The sequence below is a fragment of the Bacillus sp. 03113 genome (genome assembly GCF_006546985.1).
GTDB lineage: Bacteria > Bacillota > Bacilli > Bacillales > Cytobacillaceae > VATK01.
Genome location: NZ_VATK01000019.1, coordinates 25,586 through 45,791 on the forward strand (window position 1 = coordinate 25,586; position 20,206 = coordinate 45,791).

Sequence of the window (20,206 nt, forward strand, 5' to 3'; positions counted from 1 at the left end):
AAGTGCTACCATCAAAACTCCTTCCCTTGTCTAAAGCTAAGACTGGGGATTCATTTAAAATTTCACAGATAAAAGTTGATGGAACGTTGCGTCGAAGACTGCTCGATTTAGGTTTTGTGCCTAATGCCATAATTCATGTTTTACAAAAAAGTCCACTAGGTGATCCAACAGCCTATCGTGTTAGCCAAACAACGATTGCCTTAAGAAAAGAAGAATCGTCGAACATTTTTGGGGAGCTGATGAGTCATGAATAATATGAACTTTCGAATAGCTCTTGCAGGGAATCCGAATACCGGAAAAAGCACTTTATTTAATTCACTTACAGGTTTACGACAGCATACCGGGAACTGGGCAGGAAAAACCGTTACCAATGCTGAAGGGGAAATGAATTATAACGGTCAAACCTATACGTTCATTGATTTACCAGGTGCCTATTCTTTATTTTCCAATTCAGCTGATGAAGAAGTAACCCGAAATTATATTGTTTTTGAACATCCAGATGTTACAGTTGTCGTCCTTGATGCTACTTCCTTAGAGCGAAATTTAAATCTAGCTCTGCAAATTTTAGAAATAACGGATAAAGTCATCATCTGTATTAATTTAATTGATGAAGCAATGAGAAAAGGAATTTCCATTAATGAAAAACGCTTAGCTAAAAAGCTTGGAGTTCCCGTCTTAAAGATTTCAGCTCGGAATAACATCGGAATATATGAATTTTTATCCTGTCTTGAAAACATGGCATTAGGAATAATTAAAACTCAGCCTATTCAAATGAAATATAGTGCAGAAATCGAAAAAAAAGTAAGACAGCTTCAACCATTAATTGAGAAAGCAGTAGATCGGCATTTGTCATCTAGATGGATTGCTCTACGATTACTAGATGGCGATGAAATGCTCTTGCACTCTTTAAAAGAAAGAACCAAGATTGCTAGAGATGGAGGTGAAATGAATGGAGTCTCCTATAGCATCAAAGCATAAAGAGTTAGATTCTATTTGGAATTATGCTCATACTTTATCAAATCAACAAGAAAGAGATGAAATGGTTGGCAATATATATGCAACGTCAAGATCTATTTGTGAGGATGTAGTGACTTATAAAGATCAATCAAAATCATTTCAATCAGAAAAGCTTGATAAAATATTCACTTCTCCTATTTTGGGATTTCCGATTATGATGGCCATGTTAGGTGTAGTCATTTATTTAACCATTGCTGGAGCAAATATCCCTTCTTCTATGCTTGCAAACTTTTTTAGCTGGATTGAAGGCTATTTAACATTGGGATTTACAGCCATACATGCACCTGATTGGCTATATGGGATACTAGTTTTAGGATTATACAGAGGAACATCTTGGGTTGTTAGTGTCATGCTGCCGCCAATGGCCATCTTTTTTCCAATGTTTGCATTACTAGAGAATTATGGCTATTTGCCACGTGTAGCATTTAATATGGATCGTATGTTTAAAAAAGCAGGTGGTCACGGTAAGCAATCCTTAACGATGGCAATGGGCTTTGGCTGCAACGCTGCGGCTATTATGTCAACTCGTATTATCGAATCTCCTCGGGAAAGAATGCTTGCGATTTTAACAAATAACTTTGTACCATGTAATGGAAGATGGCCAACTTTGATTTTACTTGCATCCTTGTTTATGGCAGCTTCGTATTCCGGCGGCGTTCAAACGCTTGTTACTTCTGCTGTTGTTATGGCAACCGTTCTATTTGGTATTATGGTGACTTTAGCTGTATCGTGGATTTTATCTAAAACAGCCTTAAAAGGGATTCCAACTCACTATACACTCGAGCTTCCCCCATACCGTAAACCAAAAATTTGGAATACGATTGTCAGATCCACGTTAGATAAATCCATCTATGTACTAAAAAGAGCGATTGTAGTTGCTGCTCCTGCTGGAGTACTTACATGGATTCTAGCTAATTTATATGTTGGAGATACAAGCATTTTAATGTATATCGTTCAATTTCTTGATCCTTTTGCGCATTATTTAGGATTAGATGGCTATATCTTAATGGCTTTCATCTTAGGCTTGCCAGCTAATGAAATTGTCCTGCCTATCCTTTTGATGGGCTATTTATCAACAGGTGCTATGACGGAGGTAGATGATCTAGCTTCCTTAAAACAAATCTTTCTTGATCATGGATGGACTTGGCTGACAGCAGCTAATATGATGTTATTCTCCCTTCTTCATTGGCCATGCGGAACAACTCTCGTTAATATTTATAAAGAAACAAAAAGTAAAAAATGGACCTTCTTATCCTTTGCTATTCCAACTGCAATAGCATTAATTGTTACCTTTATCGTTGCTCAAGTTGTAAGAGGGCTGGGATTGGTTTAAGATAAGAAAAACTCAAACGCCTTGGTAGCCCTGCAGCTAGACACCAGTCGGAAAAACTTATACTTTCTTAACCAATAAAAAAACGGTAATTTTCCAAAGCGGAATTACCGTTTTTTTATAATTTAACCATTTCCCATTTTCCTGAGGAATTAAAATTTTAAAACTAACCAGTATTAGTTTTAAAATGGTATTAATTAACCAGCCTAAACATTGCCTGTCATCTTTACAATAATTAACAGTAAATAATTGCTTATAAGTTGATTCTTACTTAAAGTGCTGTAATACAACTCCTTTCCCTTCTTTTACTTCTACTTCAGTGAATGCTCCATTTATAAAAGTGATTTGTGGAGGAACGTGTCCACAATCTATATCGTACATTACGGGTATTTGAAGCTAGTACTAGGAAACGTATAGTCCCTGTTCCGTTTGAACATGTTAAGGATAAAAAGAAGGGAATTCTGAACATATGTTGATTCTTTGGATATTTATAGTAAATACAATTCTGATGTTGATTATTGCTGTCCGTGAAGTTCGGCGACCAGCTAAGGCCTTGAATTGGCTAGCCTTCAGCCTTATTCTTCCGATCATCAGTTTCGGGCTCTATATTAGCACTTCAAATCCTGTCCTTATTCATCGGAAAAGATTGACATCTTCTCATATTAAATCTGATAAATTACCTGATACATATAGTCACTCTGCCTCGGTGATCGCCGAGGCTCTACGTCATTTCACCGTGCATGGACTTCGAGTCGGTCAAGTCCAAGTATTTAACAATGGAATAGAAAAATATGAACAACTCATCGAATCCCTTCAAAAAGCCCAAAAAACCATTGATCTGGAATATTACATCTATCGGAATGACCAAATTGGTAATCGCATCACAGAACTGCTGATCGAAAAAGCAGTAAACGGAGTGCGAGTTCGTTTTATTAGAGATGGTTGGGGGAGTAAAAAATTTCCGCATCAAAAAATCCTTCAGATGGTGGAAGCAGGGATAGAATGCCGGACAATATTTCCTTTACGCTTTCCCTGGATTTTGTCCAATTGGGATTATCGGGATCATTGTAAGATTGTCACGGTTGACGGAAAGAAAGCTTTTACTGGTGGCATGAACGTAGGATATGAATATACAGGATTAAAGCCTGATGTTGGCTTTTGGCGGGATACTCATTTGCAAATCATAGGAGAAGCATTAGTCGATTTACAGATTGTCTTTGACGTTCATTGGAATATCGCTGTGCCGGAACGGATAAAATCGAAAACCAATCTGAAAAAAAAATCTGAGGTAACGAAAATCAATTCAATCGGCAGAGTAGATCTTTCGAGATGGTCAGCTGAATTGGGATCAGATTTGAGCACCTTGGATGGTAAAGAGTTGGACATATCCCCACAGACAGGGACGCAAAAAGCGTACATCCATACGTTTGAAGGAAACCCTGGAATTCCTACCCCAGTTATTCGGCAAGCTTACTTTATATGTATAACACAGGCGACCAAGACTATTGATATAACAACACCCTACTTTGTACCAGAAACAGATATTATCATGGCATTAAAGACAGCTGTGGCTCGTAGTGTGCGCGTAAGATTGCTGGTTCCTCGCCACATTGATCAAAAAATCGTGGGCTTTGCAAGCCGTACCTATTACGGGGAACTTATAGAAGCTGGAGTCCAAATCTACCAGTACGACAAAGGAATGTTACATGCGAAACTGATGATCATTGATGAGGAAATTGCAGAAATAGGCTCAGCAAACTATGATATGAGAAGTTTTCGCCTGAATTATGAGGTGTGTCAAGTCGTGTACAGTGCTGATGTGGCAAGGGAACTCACAGAGCAGTTCGAGAGGGATCTTACTGCTTCTGTACCATTAAGAATTGAAGACTTGCTGCAACGATCCCTGACCGAGCGCATTGTTGAAAAGGGTGCTCGTCTGCTTTCTCCATTATTATAGTTGATATATCTTGTTTTTATTGTTCTGTATGCAAGCATTTTTCTAACGCCTTTAGATATAGTCTTTAGAGTTTTTAATCAAACTTTTTTCAAAATCGATTCATTATTTCGTCGTAATAATGCAGGTCCATACGATATTTTTGATGAAACGTTATTAAAAAAGAACATCAAGCGCTATAAACTGTTACGCAGAAAATATATTTAAAAAAGAAGCCCCCAGAAATGCTAGGCATTTTGGGGGCGTTCTCGCTTAATTAAGACAAAAATTCATTTAGCTTTTCTAATAAATCATTTCGATCTAATGTATGATTCTTATAACGTTCATTAAGTATTTCTTTATGCCATTCATTCTTTTGTACCTGGTTTAAATGACTGTTAATAATTAACTGACGTGCTTCAAATAAAAAATCCAAATAATCGCTGTATGATTCATCAAAAACAGTACTTAAGTCTTTTTTTATCCTTTTGGCTAAGGTTGGGCTTGCCCCACCTGTTGAAATGCTGATGAGAAGCTTGCCTCTTTTTAATGTAGCTGGAATTTGAACATTGCCTAACTCATGGGCACTTGCCACATTTACAAGCTGTGAATTTGTTGCATGGCGGGCAATCTGTTGGTTAATTTCCTTAGAGCTTGTTGCAGCAATAATCAAAAATGCATCCTGAAAATCAACTAGTTCAACTTCCTTAAACACCACATGGATCGCTTTCTTTTTTTGCAGAAGGATTAATTCTTCACAAACTTCTGGGCTAATAACGAGGATATTAGCACTTGAATCCATAATAGACAATACTTTTCGGTAAGCAATTTTCCCACCGCCAACAACCACACATTTCTTGTTTGTTAAATCCAATATTACGGGAAGCATAGCTCATTTTCCTCAGTCAACTCTACGATTCTTTCTTGTAATATGGATTCGATGGTTGCATGATAACCAAGATATTGACATAGAATATAATTTTGATCCTTATTTTCTGAAAAAACTCGAATGGTTTTTTTCATTGAATTCATTAATATGCCTGTAAAAAGTAGATACGGGATAATAAAAACATTCTTACATCCTGATTGCTCTGCTATTTGAAGACCTTCCTCAAAGCTAGGATTGGCGGCAATTAGATAGCAGTCTACTACTTTTTCAATCCCAATCCTCTGTTTCAATAAAGACGAAATTTCCCCAAGATCTCTTTTTACATCAGGATCACTGCTGCCTCTTCCTACTAATAAAACGATTGAATTCTTGGGGATCTTTTCATATTGATCGTGTATTCTTTCAATGAGAATATCCACCATTTTGGGATGAACACCAATCGGTTTGCCATATTGCAGCTTAATATGAGCGTACCGGTTATGAACCTCTTTCAACTCATGTGGAATGTCCTCTTTGGCATGTGCAGCTGTCAGCAATAAGACAGGGATAGCCTTTATAGTTGTTGCTCCTTTTTGAACGCATGCTTTAAATGCCTCTTCAATCGTTGGCGTTGCAAGTTCAAGAAAACAATATTCTTGTATAGGCGCTAAATTTCCATTCATGCATTTTTTAATAAAAGAAATAGCTTGATTACATGCTTCAGGAACACGACTTCCATGACAAATATAAAGTATGGCCTCCATTATAATACCCCATTGGAAAGAAGAGCTTGATTAATTTCCGAACCCTCGAACCACTTAATTTTTTCTCTTAATTTTACAACATCTCCAATTAGGATCATACAAGGATTTTCAACTTTATGATGCTGCGCATCTCTTGCTACATCTTCTAAAGTACTAACAAGGGTTCTCTGCTCTTGCATCGTTCCCCAATTAATAAGTGCAACGGGTGTATGAGGGCTTTTCCCATAATACAAAAGCTTTTCTTGAATATATGGTAGATTAGACACACCCATGTAGATCGCGATAGTATCAATCCCTTTTGCTAAGGATTCCCATTTAATTTGATCTTTTTCGTCATTTTTACAATGTCCTGTGACAATTGCAAAGGATGAGCTGTAATCTCGATGGGTGACTGGGATCCCTGCATAGGCAGGTGCTGCAATTCCAGATGTAATTCCAGGAATGATTTCAAAGGGGATTCCATATTTGGCAAGAGCTTCAGCTTCTTCTCCACCTCTTCCAAAAACAAACGGGTCTCCACCTTTTAAACGTGTGACTACTTGCCCTTTTTTTGCATGTTTAATTAAAACTTCATTAATGGTTTCTTGCTGTAAAGTATGATAGTCGGGAAGCTTCCCGCAATAGATTAACTCTGCATTCGGCTTTGCATGGCTTAATAACTCTTTGTTAACGAGGCGATCATATAAAAGCACATCTGCTTCTTGTATGCATTTTAATCCTTTTAATGTAATTAAGTCTGGGTCACCAGGACCTGCCCCAACTAAATAGACGATGCTCATTTATTTTCACCTCGCTGCTTATTATTTAAAGGACAACTATCAATTTTGATGAAATTTTCGGCCATTTAAGTAATCAATAATCTTATTTACGCATTCCTCAATAGAAAGTTCATTCGTATCAATAACAATCTCAGGGTTATTTGGCTCCTCATACGGAGAATCAATTCCCGTAAAATCTTTAATAAGACCTTTTCTTGCTTTTTGATATAGACCTTTAGGATCGCGTTTTTCACATTCGTCAATCGGACATTTAACAAATACCTCGATAAATTCATCTTGCTCTAAAAGATCTCGAACAATTTGTCTATCCGATTGAAATGGAGATATAAAAGCAGTTAATACAACTTGACCGCCATCAACAAATAACTTAGAAACTTCACCAATTCTTCTTATATTCTCTGTCCGATCTTCCTCAGAAAATCCTAAATCTTTATTCAAGCCATGACGAATATTATCTCCATCTAGCACATAATTGTTAATACCAGCATCAAAAAGCGCCTTAGCTACCGTATTGGCAACGGTTGATTTCCCAGAACCAGATAGCCCCGTGAACCAAAGCACATAGCTATGATGACCATTTTTCTTTCTTCTAAGCTCTTTTGTTAATGATTGCTCATGCCAAACGATATTTGTATTTTTACTCACCTTGATTCCCCTCATTTATCAATATCAAACTTACCCCATCAAACAGGCAGCTATCTTCTATTATTTATTTTCTCATAATTAAGCAAGAATTACCCTACCTGAATGATTTTTTTGTACAGACTATTTCATTTCCATCAAAAGACATCAATATAGGAATGATAATTAAGAGTGCACTTCTTTTTGTTGCATTCCTTTTATTAGCACTTCTACCACTTCTTTTCGACTGAAGGTGCTCGGAGGAATTTCTCCATTTCTCAACATTTCTCGAACCTTAGTTCCAGATAAGATGACATGGTCTTCTTTACCATGAGGACATGTTTTTGTTGATGCCATATTTTCACATTTTTTACAATAGAAGCTATGTTCAAAGAAAAATAACTGAATACCTAATTCTTCTGAGCTAAACTGAGAAAAAATAAGCTGTGCATCGTAAGTGCCGTAGTAATTTCCAACTCCAGCATGGTCACGTCCAACAATGAAATGTGTACATCCATAATTCTTTCTTACAAGCGCATGGAAAATAGCTTCCCTTGGGCCAGCATATCGCATTGCAGCTGGAAAGACCGCAAGGAATACTCTATCATTCGGGTAATAATTTTTGAGCAATACTTGATAGCTCTCCATTCTCACATCTGCTGCAATGTCATCAGATTTTGTTTCCCCAACCAATGGATTTAAAAATAAACCGTCTACAGATTCTAAAGCAGTTTTTTGGATATATTCATGAGCACGGTGAACAGGATTTCGTGTTTGGAAACCAACTACTGTATTCCAGCCCTTTTCTTCAAAAACCTTTCTAGTTTCTGATGGATCTAGATAAAACTCTTGAAATTGATCGTGCTTAACTCGATTAATAAGCTTAATAGGTCCTCCAACATAAACCGTTCCTCGATCAAATAATTTTTTAACACCAGGATGTTCTAAATCTGTCGTACGATAAACATTTTCTGCTTCTTTCCCTTTATCTGGTATATAAAGATCTGAAACCGTAAGAACTCCATAAGTGATCCCATTTTTAACAAGCTTTACTTCATCTCCAATTACGATTTGTTTTGCTTGTTCTTTTGTAATTGGCAGCGTAATCGGGATGCTCCAAACTTCACCAGTAGAAAGTCTCATGTTTTCAACAACTGATTGATAGTCAGCTTCAGTTAAAAATCCATCAATTGGACTATAAGCCCCTGTACCAATTAAATCAAGATCACTTAATGCAATACCGTCTAACTCAATTTCATTATTGAGATGAGAAATATCATATTGCGGCTCCCATCGATTAATTAATTTTCCTCCATGCGGCTTGCTAGTAGTCATTTTTTAAATCCTCCTAATAACTTTTTAAATATTTTATCATAAAAAAGTGGTCGTGCTTTTTTTAGTCAGTGCAATCCAACTTGCGAAGTGCGGCTAGACGTACACCTAATTCTCTTGAAACAAATTATATTCCGCCACCTTGTTCATAAGTTGCTCTGCTGTCTTCTCTAATCGTTTTAATAAGACTGATAGTTCCTAATGTAGATATGCAAACAATCGCTAAAACAACTACTGTATAAATATCACTTTGAACAAAAAATTTCACTAATCCATATGAAATGACGAGCGAAAAGATTGGTGATACAATCCAAACTTTAAGAATTTTATTAATGATTTGTTTTCTTAAAATACTAAATCCATCTTGAGATACTCCGATCCCCATAATCGCCGTACTTGTTACTTGAGTTAAAGGAACAGGAAGACCAAAGATCGATGATAAAATAACAAGAAAAGCACCAGTTCCTGAAATAGCTACGCCTTCCTGCAAAGAGAACTTGGTAATCTTTTTCCCATTTGTTTGTAATACTTTTCCACCTAGAAACATAGCTCCAATCGAAATGAATATTCCACCAATAAAAATTCCAAAGCTAATAGAAATTAAATCAGCCCCAACTAATGGCCCTATCGCATTCGCAACATTATTCATTCCTGCTGAAAAAGCTTCAAAAAATCCAACAATGATAAGAATATAGGCCACTATTCTTTGATATTTTTGTGTCAATATTTGCGGGAATCGATTTTCAAGCCTTTTAATAATTTTCCCTAAAAATAGAGCCAAGATAAAGGAAAAACCAGGAACCAAAATCCAAAATAAGACAATCCAGAGGATATTAGTTATATATAATGCATGAAAAGCTACACCTGCTCCTACCACTGAGCCAACAGTAATTTCACTTGTTGAAAGTGGAATCCCGATTAAATTTGCAAAAAACAAGGACATTGCTGCTGAGGACAAGATAATTAATACGACCTTGGGTGATAAAAATGACTTAGGGATTAGACCTTCCCCAATCGTTTTTACTACTTCACTTCCTCCAATCACAGCTCCTAAAAAAATCGCGATTCCACAGATAATAAGTGCCTTCCTCTTGCTAGATATAGCTCCAGAGCCGTATGCAACACTGATAGAAGCAGCCGCTCCACTTGCACCTATATTCATTGCAAAGAACAAGGCCATAAAACACGCTAAATAAGTAATGATCATTCTTTAACTCCTCTTATTGATGTAATCCGCATTCTGTTTTCCCACTGCCCTGCCATCTTCCAGATCTTAGATCATCCAAGTTAAAAGCTGGACGGGTACAAGGCTTGCAGCCGATGCTTGGATAGCCTTGGTCATGTAAAATATTATATGGCAGCTGATTTTTATGGGCATATCGCCAAATGTCCTTCCATGTCCAGTGAATAAGAGGACATATTTTTACAGATTTAAAGCGATTATCTTTATTAATGAACTGAGTATTTTTTCTTGTTTCAGACTGTTCTCTTCTAAGTCCTGAGAGCCAAGCAGTTGCTCCAGATAGAACTTCTTGAAGAGGGATAATTTTCCGTATTTCACAGCACTTATTAGGCTCTCGTTTCCAGAGTTCATCCCCATATTGCTGTGCTTGCTCTTCTAAAGTAAGTTTAGGTTTTTTTAATTCAATTCGTAAATCTGGGTATTTTTGCTTCACTTTCTCAATTAATTCATAAGTTTCTTCAAAATGAACACCTGTATCCAGAAATACAATTTTTGCTTTAGGATTTACTTTTGAAATCAAATCAATTAACACAATTCCTTCTATCCCAAAGCTGCAAGCATAAATTAATTCTTCTTGATAATGGTTATAGGCCCAATGTAAAACCTCTAGTGCCCCTTTCGTATCATTATCAATGGAAAAATCGATTGCTTCCTGCGTATCAACATTCTCATAAGTTAATAACTGAGTCATAATTAACATCTCCTATCATGAAAAAGTAAGATAAGTAATTTGAAATTTCTTAAACTCACTTGACTATAAGTATACATTCCTTTTTGCAACAAAAAAAACAGTTCTAACGAAAAAAATGCAGTCGTTAGAACTGCCTCTAGTTTTTCTAGTCAGCAATTACATTACTTTATTCTTATTTTTTCACTCTTTTCAATTTGAATAACTTTTCCGTCTTGGACGATTAGGGTTATTGAACCAAATTTCATGGACTCTAACATATTCTGCAAATGTCCCATTATTTGCTCAAGCTGATTTTTCTCTCCCAAAAAAGTCCCTCCTTTTAGAAAACACGAGGCTCCGATTAACTTTCAACAATTATGAATAGAGGTAAACATATAAACACTGCCCTTTATTTAGAGCTTTATATTCATACAAAAAAATCTTCCATATTTAGAAAGATTTCTAGGTAAATATTTACCTTAACTTTCAAAATAGTCATACCTTTTGTTGGGCGTTACACCTTATTTTATGCCGTTACAGGGCATCGCGAAACCAATTCTCTCCGCCCACTCTAAATAAGATTGATTAGTTAAAATAATAACAGAATAAACGTCATTGTCAACAGTTTATTGATTGGTTTAGTCGGAATTGATAAAAGCACAACGTCTTTATCCGCCGTAACAGAAAAAAGACGCTAAACACAGAAATCCTGATAGATCTCTGATACTATAGACTTTTTTTCATTAAGCAGCTTTCTACTTCTAGAAAATTTATCTCTTAAATAGTATTTATAAATTAATAAACCATGCTTTTTGTAATAGTCGAATTTCCTTCTTCAATTTTTGCTTCCTTTATACTGCCAAAGCTTTTTTTGCTAAGAACATCGCACCTACAATTCCTGACTGATCGATAAGTCCTGGAGTCACAATATATTGATCTATTTCAGTCGATAGTTCTTTGAAAGATACATATTTATTCAATAGTTGTTTTACATATTGATGGATTAGCGGAATAAGCTGTTCTTGCTTCATTACTCCTCCACCTAAAATGATTTTCTTAGGGGAGAGGATCAAAATATACTGCATAAGCGCTTGAGCGATATAATAGGCCTCCATTTCCCATACCTCATGTCGATCTTTTAAATAGGAACCCTTTTCTCCCCAGCGCTCTTCGATAGCTGGCCCCGCCGCTAGACCTTCAAGACAATCATGATGATAAGGACAATTCCCATTATAATTATCTAACGGATGACGTCGAACGAGTATGTGGCCCATTTCAGGATGAGTTAGTCCCTGAAGGAGATTCCCCTGTACAACTGCACCCGCACCAATTCCTGTACCAATCGTTATGTATAAACAACTATCAAGCCCTTTTGCAGCCCCTATAATGGATTCACCCAATGCGGCTGCATTCACATCCGTATTAAACCCTATAGGGATAGGGAACATATTTTTAACTGTTTGTACCAAAGGATAGTTCTTCCAAGTTGTTTTTGGCGTTGTCGTGATCGAACCATATGACGGGCTATTCACATTTAAGTCTATCGGACCAAAAGAGCCAATGCCAATAGCATCCAACTGATACTCCTTAAAAAAAGTAATTACCTGATCCATTGTTTCCTTTGGATTAGTAGTAGGAAACGATATTTTATGTTTAATTTCCCCATATTCATTTCCAATTGCACATACAAATTTTGTTCCGCCTGCTTCAATTCCTCCAAAAAGCATTCAATTTCTCCTCCAATATAAAGGCAACTTGTTGTTCTCTACTAAAAATTGTATCATAATTGCTGTTAATTGAAATTGAAAACCCTTTCTAATTCTAATTAATTATTTAAATAGATCAAACCCTATAAAGTGAAACTTCCATCAGTAGGAGTTTTCCGACGTACAGGAAGTACTAGTGCAGACAATGCGACAGGACGTCGCGTTTTTGTCTTCTTCATCTCCCGCTGATGGCTAGTTAAACCAATCACGCTATATATACCACATCCTGTGGCATTCGCCTGACTAGGACGTCCTGTCCGTCGTCGGGCTTTTACTGGCAGTTATCCCCCCCTTCGCTTCTTCGATACTCTTAAGCTTAGTGGTGGGGGACTTACTGCCAGTTAATTCGGGATAAAAAATAAAAAGGACCGAAATTTTGGTCCTGAGAAATTTAAATTAATTTATATATCAATTTAATCCATCCAAAGACAGATAACCATAACGGAATGCTAATAATTGTGCCGTAAAACATACCTCTTAGAAAGCCAGCTTTCATAAGAAACACCACCTAAATAGTATATCTTACATCTTATCCAATTTTCCATGACTTATTCGATTATCATTACTTACATTATAATTGGAAACGCTTTCATTGTACATGTTTTTTTATCATTATTAGTAAGTTTATATGAAAAATATTCGATTGACTAAAAATGTTTTTTTACATAGACTACCTTAAAAAAAATGAGAGAATTCTAAAATCCTCTCACCTGAAACTTTTCTATTAGGAACCTCTCAAGTATGCTTATAAAATATTTATGATCAAATTGGATAAGCTGTAATACAAAGATCTGTTCCAATTTTTTCAACAGAATGAAACTTCAGCTCCAATGCCTCATCCATTTTTTCAACATTTTCTCCAGTGAAAGGAGCGATTGAATCTCTTCCACCTAGTACTTTAGGAGCCACATAGACAAGAAATTTGTGAATTAAACCAGCTCGAAGAAAAGCTGCGTTTATCTCACCCCCGCCTTCCACTAATAAATCAGTCACTCCTTTTTCGTATAAAACATCCATAATAGAATGTAAGTCTAATCCTGAACTATTTGAAGGAGCAATAATGATTTCGACTCCTTTTTCTTTTAGCGCCTCTACTTTCTTTGGATCAGAGTCTTTCTGTGTCACAATCCAAGTCTTTGCTTGACTACAGTCAGTTATTTTTGCATCAAGAGGAATTCTTAAATGAGAATCTAACACAATTCGAATTGGATTTTTTCCTCCCTCCGGCAAACGAGTTGTCAGCATAGGATCATCGGCAAGCACAGTCCCAATTCCGACTAATATGCTATCTACCTCATTCCTTAACTGATGAACTGTTTCTCTAGCTGCTTCTCCTGTTATCCATTTAGAATGACCATTATAAGCGGCAATTTTTCCATCTAAGGTCATCGCTGTCTTTGAAATCACAAATGGAGTTTTCGATATCATATTGTGAATAAATCTTTCATTGAGAAGGGATGCTTCTTCTTCTAATATACCGACCTCGACATCGATACCAGCTTCCCTAAGAAGATCAATTCCTCTACCTGCCACTTGAGGATTAGGGTCCTTCATCGCCACAACTACGCGTCTCACACCTGAATCCCTTACTAATTCAGCACATGGAGGAGTTTTTCCATAATGAGAACAAGGCTCTAATGTAACATATAATGTAGCACCCTTCGCATGATTCTCAGCCATGCGGAAAGCATGAACCTCTGCATGCGGTTCACCTGCTTTTCGATGGATACCAGAACCTACAACTACACCATCCTTGACGATAATAGCTCCTACCACTGGGTTTGGATTTGTCTTTCCTTTAGCAGTAGCTGCTAAATCTAGCGCCATTTTCATAAACATTTGATCCATATTCATATATAAGCTCCTTAAATCACGACCGTATTTTTTTGTAAAGGAATGTGTCCGGATTTTTCTATTTTTGTACTCAAATAACTTCTATTATAATCCGACTCATCCCCCCATAATGGAAGATGATGCTCAACTTGCAGTCCATGAGCATTTAAAGCTTTTATTTTTTTAGGATTATTTGTAATAAGAATAACCGATTTCGTTCTAAGATGTCCTAAAATCCGTATAGCATCTTCATATGAACGAACATCATCCTCAAAACCTAATGCATGATTTGCTTCAACTGTATCATACCCTTCTTCTTGAAGAAGATAAGCTATCGATTTTGAAAAAAGACCAATGCCCCTACCTTCATGATCAGCTAGATAGAATAAAGCACCACTTCCATTTTCGACGATCATTCTCATTGATTGGCGGAGCTGATATCCACAATCGCATCGTTTACTTCCAAATATATCTCCAGTATGACATATACTATGCATCCTAATAAGAGCATCCTTTGCTTCTTTAAAATCACCGTAAACTAGTACAGACGATTGTTGCAATGCGGCTAAATTCATACTAGAAAGAGAATCGAATATATCATCCTTACTCATATCCTTCTGTTCAAGCTTAAGCCAGCTATACCATTGAAAGATAATAACCTGATCATCTAGTTGAACGGGCAGTTTTACTGGCCCTACTAGACAAATGTCAGATTGATTACTACTTTCAAGAATTGTTAGTTTATTATTTAATATATTTTTCACTTTTTGTTTGATCATGAGAACTTTCCTTTCCCCTATTCTGTAAAAACATAATTATGTCAATACTTACTATATGTAAGTAAGTATAAATAGATAATTTATAGAGGTCAAATGAGATGCTTTATACGTAAAAAAAGAACCTTCATTTATGAAAGTTCTCTATAATCATTTTTCATTAGAGGTAAAACAATTTTGATATTACTCTGAAGCGATCACGAGATATTTTTAAATATATTCTCTTTTTTGTAGACGATTGAGTATAATATTCAAATGTTTTTGTTGATTCGGCACCATTTCTAAAAAATGTATACCATAAGCTACCAATTTATTTTCTAAGTGATCTTCTCTACGAACGATCTTTCCTTTTAAATTAAATACAAAATCTTTAAGTTTAAATGAAATGAGAATACTAATATCATGTCTGACAGGTAATTCGTAATCACTTAATATTTTTAATCCTGTTAAGCTTATATTTTCAATATAACCGTTGATTTTTTTATTTTTTAGGTTTTGTAGCTTTATGTTACCGAAATGATAAAATGTGATTGTACAATATATTTGATTTACATTCACCCGGAAGCTGGATCTTTGATCTTGAAACTGGTTTTGCTGTGATTTATAAGAAGAAATTTCTTTAACTTTTTCAAAGTGTTGCGTTTTAACTCCGGATTTTTTTTTGTTTTGGTGATATAAGCGATGCATTAAAAGAAAAATGAATGTTAAAACAATTAAAAATAGAAAAAAAAGATATTCCGTTAAAGACATTTCCTCCACCTCTATTTTACAATTATTAAAGTAAAGAAGGCATTCCTAATAGGTACCCTTGTGCATATTGGACACCTAAATCTTTTAACGTTGATAATGTTACTAAATCTTCAATTCCTTCAACAATTAAGTGACAGTTGAACTTATTGCAATAATGAACTAAGTATTCAATCATATCTTTTTTTCTTTCCGAGCAATGCAAATTTCCCAAAAAATATTTATCTAGTTTTATAAAATCGGGATCTAAATCAATAATAGATTTGATGGATGAAAATCCATTCCCAATATCATCAATAGCAATTTGAATACCTAGTTTTTTCAAAAGAAAAAGTTTCTTTTTTAATAGATGGAAATCATTAATTCTTTCATTTTCATTTATTTCTAGAACAATTTGTTGACTTATCTTTTTATTTTCATTAATAATTATACTAATAAAGGAATAAAACATTTGGTTCATAATGGTCGATGGAAAGATATTAAGAAACAATTTTTTATCCTTTATCTTCGAGCCTGCATTATTGTAGGTTTTTAAAGCTTTATGAATAGACCGCGAATCTAATTCATAAAGCTTTTTCTGTTTTTTCGCCTTCATAAATACACTATCAGGCGGTTGATCACTGTAAGTTCGAAAAAGACACTCATAGCCTAAAATTTGGCCATCCTGTATATTTAGAACTGGTTGAAAATGATGGTAAAAATACTCTTTTATTAATAGGTTATTAATGGACAATGCTTCCATGTCACCTCCTTTCCAAATAAAAAATCCACATAATGACCCAAAATGGGATTATGCGGATTTCTATCTCCCACTTCCTTCGGGAACTCAGCCACCATTGCATCTGCTTTAGGTCTGTAGCTTTGCGTCCTTACCTTTCGATAAGTTTGCCATTTATCGTGTGAAGTGCTTATGTATAGTACTATGATTACAAAAAATATGACAAAAGTCTAGTTTTTTAGACAAATTCCTTAAAAAATTATCAAATTTTTACAAAAAACTTAAAAAATTAGGCGATTAAGCATTAAAAAATATATACTCTAGTAAAAAAGATGGTATAAAATTTGACTCAAATACCATATTAAACTAACTTTAAATAAATAGTAAAGTACAGAAAAAACCCCTTATCCCATTCTATATCGTCATTTAAAGATGATTGACATATAGGGTATGGAATAAGGGGTATCATTTTATTCAATTAATTATTAGATCATTATAATATTAGCAAATGATTTAATTAAAGTCTTTTTTCTAGCTCTGCTTTTTTCTCTTCAAAACCTGGTTTACCTAATAATGCAAACATATTCACTTTATAAGCTTCAACACCAGGCTGATCGAATGGATTTACTCCTAATAAATATCCGCTAATCGCACACGCTTTCTCAAAGAAATATACTAAGTAGCCAAATGTGTATTCATCCATTTTCGGAATGGAAACAACTAGGTTCGGCACGCCGCCATCGGTATGTGCAAGAAGAGTTCCTTCGAATGCTTTGTTATTAACGAAGTCAACCGTTTCTCCAGCTAAATAGTTCAATCCATCTAAATCGTTTTCTTCAGCTTCAATAATTAACTCGTGGCGAGGACTATCAACTTTCACAATGGTTTCAAATAGATCACGACGTCCCTCTTGAACATATTGACCTAATGAATGAAGATCAGTTGAGAAATTGGCTGATGAAGGATAAATCCCTTTTTGGTCTTTTCCTTCACTTTCTCCAAACAATTGCTTCCACCACTCAGAGAAATATTGTAATCCAGGCTCGTAGTTAATAAGCATTTCAATTGTTTTCCCTTTATTGTACAAAACATTACGTACAGCTGCATATTGATAAGCAATATTATCTTCTAATTCAGATTGGCTGAAATCCTCTCGTGCTTGATTTGCACCCTTCATCATTGCTTCAATATCAGCACCACTAACTGCAATTGGAAGCAATCCAACAGGAGTTAGAACAGAGTATCTTCCTCCAACATCATCTGGAATAACAAAAGATTCATATCCTTCTTCATTAGCGAGTGTTTTTAAAGCGCCTCTTGCTTTGTCCGTTGTTGCATAAATACGTTTACGAGCTTCCTCAACACCATATTTCTCTTCTAATAGCTTACGGAAAATACGGAAGGCAATCGCTGGTTCAGTTGTTGTTCCAGATTTAGAGATAACATTGATAGAAAAATCTTTTCCTTCTAGTAAATCTATTACATCTGTTAAATAAGAAGAACTGATATTATTGCCAATAAAAATAATTTGCGGTGTAGAACGTTTTTCTTTTGGAAGAACATTATAAAAGCTGTGTTGAAGCATTTCAATCGCTGCACGAGCACCTAAGTAAGATCCCCCAATTCCGACAACCAATAATACATCAGAATCATTTTTAATTTTTTCAGCAGATTTTTGCACGCGAGCAAACTCTTCTTGATCATATTCAGCTGGTAAATCAATCCAACCTAAAAAGTCATTCCCAGCCCCTGTTTTTTCATGCAAAGAATGATGAGCTACTTTCACTGCATCTTGTAAATATGTAATTTCATGTTCACCAAAAAAGCTAAGTGCCTTTGAGTAATCAAATTTAATATGTGTCATTTATTGATCCTCCATTTATTTTTTTCTTCTCTATCACTTTATCGAAAGGAGCCGCACAAATCAAGGAACATCCCATAATGAAAGCGTAATCAATTTTGTAATCTTTTTAACACATCTTCATATTGCTTTTTTTATATTGAGAGAACTTATTTCAGAAGACTCATTCAAATCAGGTGGAAAATGCTCCACCTGATTTGAATAATCATTTGTCTTCTTATAGTGAAGCTTGATAAATAGCAAGTACATCATCATAATTTAATTTATTAAACTGACCAAATTCACCATTAATCATTGCCTTCTTTGCCATAATGTCAAGTTGACTATCATCAATTCCGTAATCTTCTAAACGCGAAGGAGCACCTATACTATTCCAAAATTCTCTAAGTTTCTCAATTCCTTCAATAGCAATTTCTTCATCTGTTTTGCCTTTTATTTCCACTCCGAATACCCTCACAGCTAACTGCTTAAAACGCTCCGGCTTTACATGCAAATTATGCTTCATCCAATTTGGGAACAATATCGCTAAGCCGCCGCCATGTGGAATATCATAAACAGCGGAAACTGCATGTTCAATATTATGTGTTGCCCAATCCCCACGATAGCCCATTGAAATCATGCCATTTAAAGCCATCGTTCCACTATATAATATGGTTGCTCGACCTTCATAGCTCTCAAGATTTTCCAATAATTCAGGAGCTGCTTCCATCACAGTTAATAATAAGGATTCACACATTCGATCTTGTAACAAAGTGTTTTCTTCATGATGAAAATAATGCTCTAAAACATGCGACATCATATCAACAATGCCATATACGGTTTGATCACGTGGAACCGTGTATGTATTGACTGGATCTAATATAGAGAATTTAGGATAGGTTACAGGGCTTCCCCAACCGTACTTTTCTTTTGTTTCCCAATTTGTAATAACTGAGCCAGCATTCATTTCAGATCCAGTTGCTGCAAGAGTTAAGACTGTTCCAAATGGTAAGGCAGAATTAGGCATGGCTTTTTTCGTAACAATATCCCATGCATCCCCTTCATATTTAGCGCCTATTGCAATCGCTTTTGTACAATCAATAACGCTTCCACCGCCAACAGCTAGTAGAAAATCAATCCCTTCCTTTTTACAAATATCCACGCCCTTACGTACAGTAGATATTCTTGGATTAGGTTCTACTCCAGAGAGCTCAAATACTTCTGCATTGATTTCCTTTAATTTTTCTAAAACTTGGTCATATAAACCATTTCTTTTTATACTGCCACCACCATATACAAGCAATATTTTTGTTCCATATGGTGAAATTTCATTACTTAACTGATTGAGCTGTCCTTTACCAAATATAAGCTTTGTTGGATTTAAAAATGAAAAACGATCCATATGTTCACTCTCCTTTATTCTCTCACACCTACTACCAATTTATAAAAGTTAAATCTAAAAACCAAGTTTTATGTCTTCAAATGTAGAAAAAATTTTTAATACAAGTCATGAATATTTTTTTATTACTGAACTAAAATAGAAGTGAACACACATACTAAGGAGGAAAACAACATGAGCATGATTCAAAGAATTGCCCTTGTCCTTACCATCATCGGTGCAATAAACTGGGGGTTAATCGGATTTTTCCAATACGATCTTATTTCAGCTATTTTTGGAGGCCAAGACTCAGCAATAGCAAGAGTTCTCTATGGACTTGTGGGAATTGCAGGTCTTATTAACCTAGGTCTATTGTTTAAACCTAATGAAGAAGTAGTCAGAGATCCAGACACGAGAACCGTTCGCTAATAAGAAAAGCGCAAGCGCCTTGATCATCGGCGTACAAACTGGAGGGGCTTCGACTGAGATAAGGCGAACCTTCCATCAGGGTGTTCTTTCCCTGATGGTTAGTCTGAGCCGATCAGGTTTTTACGGACAGTTTACTATACACTGTACATTTTTTTAGGTCAT

The 20,206-nt window shown here is 35.6% G+C and carries 20 protein-coding genes, 1 pseudogene and 1 riboswitch; of the genes and pseudogenes, 5 read left to right on the forward strand and 16 right to left on the reverse strand.

Annotated elements, in window-relative coordinates; all coding sequences use genetic code 11:
• Nucleotides 1–2: 2 nt before the first annotated feature.
• The 3 genes from FDO66_RS16795 to FDO66_RS16805 are packed head-to-tail and all read left to right on the forward strand — an operon-like array spanning nt 3 to nt 2,350.
• Nucleotides 3–254 carry a FeoA family protein gene (locus tag FDO66_RS16795; protein WP_141433814.1) on the forward strand — a complete coding sequence of 84 codons (252 nt, stop codon included), beginning with the start codon at nt 3–5 and terminating at the stop codon, nt 252–254.
• Nucleotides 247–978 carry a FeoB small GTPase domain-containing protein gene (locus tag FDO66_RS16800; protein WP_141433815.1) on the forward strand — a complete coding sequence of 244 codons (732 nt, stop codon included), beginning with the start codon at nt 247–249 and terminating at the stop codon, nt 976–978. Before FDO66_RS16795 ends, FDO66_RS16800 begins: the two co-directional genes overlap by 8 nt.
• The gene (locus tag FDO66_RS16805; protein WP_141433816.1) at nt 950–2,350 is read left to right on the forward strand and encodes a nucleoside recognition domain-containing protein; all 1,401 of its coding nucleotides are present in this window, start codon (nt 950–952) and stop codon (nt 2,348–2,350) included. The genes FDO66_RS16800 and FDO66_RS16805 overlap by 29 nt, the downstream gene beginning before the upstream one ends.
• Nucleotides 2,351–2,614: 264 nt before the next feature.
• Here the strand turns inward: FDO66_RS16805 and FDO66_RS21335 are convergent.
• A pseudogene (locus FDO66_RS21335) lies at nt 2,615–2,743 on the reverse strand (LD-carboxypeptidase); the annotation flags it as partial.
• Between the two features lie 73 nt (nt 2,744–2,816).
• Between FDO66_RS21335 and FDO66_RS16815 the strand changes: the two are divergent.
• Nucleotides 2,817–4,304, forward strand: coding sequence for a phospholipase D-like domain-containing protein (locus FDO66_RS16815; protein ID WP_395939802.1), 1,488 nt, complete (start codon nt 2,817–2,819; stop codon nt 4,302–4,304).
• A 253-nt stretch (nt 4,305–4,557) separates the two neighbouring features.
• Here FDO66_RS16815 and FDO66_RS16820 read toward each other — a convergent pair whose 3' ends face one another.
• The 15 genes from FDO66_RS16820 to FDO66_RS16890 form a co-directional block, all read right to left on the reverse strand.
• The gene (locus FDO66_RS16820) at nt 4,558–5,169 is read right to left on the reverse strand and encodes an NAD(P)-binding protein (RefSeq protein ID WP_141433817.1); all 612 of its coding nucleotides are present in this window, start codon (nt 5,167–5,169) and stop codon (nt 4,558–4,560) included.
• Nucleotides 5,157–5,912 (reverse strand): sirohydrochlorin chelatase, encoded by a 756-nt coding sequence (locus FDO66_RS16825; protein WP_141433818.1) that lies wholly within the window; start codon nt 5,910–5,912, stop codon nt 5,157–5,159. The genes FDO66_RS16820 and FDO66_RS16825 overlap by 13 nt, the downstream gene beginning before the upstream one ends.
• A complete protein-coding gene (gene cobA, locus FDO66_RS16830) occupies nt 5,912–6,691 on the reverse strand; it encodes a uroporphyrinogen-III C-methyltransferase (protein WP_141433819.1) in 780 nt (259 codons plus the stop codon). Before cobA ends, FDO66_RS16825 begins: the two co-directional genes overlap by 1 nt.
• A 39-nt stretch (nt 6,692–6,730) precedes the next feature.
• Nucleotides 6,731–7,336: an adenylyl-sulfate kinase gene (cysC, locus tag FDO66_RS16835; RefSeq protein ID WP_258535763.1), complete on the reverse strand. Its 606-nt coding sequence runs from the start codon at nt 7,334–7,336 to the stop codon at nt 6,731–6,733.
• Nucleotides 7,337–7,498: 162 nt separating this feature from the next.
• Nucleotides 7,499–8,647 carry a sulfate adenylyltransferase gene (gene sat, locus FDO66_RS16840; protein ID WP_141433821.1) on the reverse strand — a complete coding sequence of 383 codons (1,149 nt, stop codon included), beginning with the start codon at nt 8,645–8,647 and terminating at the stop codon, nt 7,499–7,501.
• A 124-nt stretch (nt 8,648–8,771) separates the two neighbouring features.
• Nucleotides 8,772–9,851, reverse strand: a complete 1,080-nt coding sequence (locus tag FDO66_RS16845) for a sulfate permease (RefSeq protein WP_141433822.1) — start codon at nt 9,849–9,851, stop codon at nt 8,772–8,774.
• A gap of 13 nt (nt 9,852–9,864) precedes the next feature.
• A complete protein-coding gene (locus FDO66_RS16850) occupies nt 9,865–10,578 on the reverse strand; it encodes a phosphoadenylyl-sulfate reductase (protein ID WP_141433823.1) in 714 nt (237 codons plus the stop codon).
• A gap of 161 nt (nt 10,579–10,739) precedes the next feature.
• A complete protein-coding gene (locus tag FDO66_RS16855; protein ID WP_141433877.1) occupies nt 10,740–10,853 on the reverse strand; it encodes a YezD family protein in 114 nt (37 codons plus the stop codon).
• 555 nt (nt 10,854–11,408) lie between these two features.
• Nucleotides 11,409–12,284 carry an ROK family protein gene (locus tag FDO66_RS16860; protein ID WP_141433824.1) on the reverse strand — a complete coding sequence of 292 codons (876 nt, stop codon included), beginning with the start codon at nt 12,282–12,284 and terminating at the stop codon, nt 11,409–11,411.
• 801 nt (nt 12,285–13,085) lie between these two features.
• A complete protein-coding gene (gene ribD, locus FDO66_RS16865) occupies nt 13,086–14,177 on the reverse strand; it encodes a bifunctional diaminohydroxyphosphoribosylaminopyrimidine deaminase/5-amino-6-(5-phosphoribosylamino)uracil reductase RibD (RefSeq protein ID WP_141433825.1) in 1,092 nt (363 codons plus the stop codon).
• Between the two features lie 11 nt (nt 14,178–14,188).
• Entirely contained in the window at nt 14,189–14,935 is a 747-nt protein-coding gene (locus FDO66_RS16870) for a GTP cyclohydrolase II (protein WP_141433826.1), read from the reverse strand.
• Nucleotides 14,936–15,142: 207 nt separating this feature from the next.
• Complete coding sequence (locus FDO66_RS16875) at nt 15,143–15,682, reverse strand: PilZ domain-containing protein (RefSeq protein ID WP_141433827.1); 540 nt, start codon at nt 15,680–15,682, stop codon at nt 15,143–15,145.
• A 25-nt stretch (nt 15,683–15,707) separates the two neighbouring features.
• Complete coding sequence (locus tag FDO66_RS16880) at nt 15,708–16,421, reverse strand: EAL domain-containing protein (RefSeq protein WP_141433828.1); 714 nt, start codon at nt 16,419–16,421, stop codon at nt 15,708–15,710.
• 75 nt (nt 16,422–16,496) lie between these two features.
• Nucleotides 16,497–16,579: riboswitch (cyclic di-GMP riboswitch) on the reverse strand.
• 335 nt (nt 16,580–16,914) lie between these two features.
• The gene (locus FDO66_RS16885; RefSeq protein WP_141433829.1) at nt 16,915–18,261 is read right to left on the reverse strand and encodes a glucose-6-phosphate isomerase; all 1,347 of its coding nucleotides are present in this window, start codon (nt 18,259–18,261) and stop codon (nt 16,915–16,917) included.
• Between the two features lie 214 nt (nt 18,262–18,475).
• Complete coding sequence (locus FDO66_RS16890) at nt 18,476–19,639, reverse strand: iron-containing alcohol dehydrogenase (protein WP_141433830.1); 1,164 nt, start codon at nt 19,637–19,639, stop codon at nt 18,476–18,478.
• A 171-nt stretch (nt 19,640–19,810) separates the two neighbouring features.
• Between FDO66_RS16890 and FDO66_RS16895 the strand changes: the two genes are divergently transcribed.
• Complete coding sequence (locus FDO66_RS16895; RefSeq protein WP_141433831.1) at nt 19,811–20,044, forward strand: DUF378 domain-containing protein; 234 nt, start codon at nt 19,811–19,813, stop codon at nt 20,042–20,044.
• The last annotated feature ends 162 nt before the right edge of the window (nt 20,045–20,206 follow it).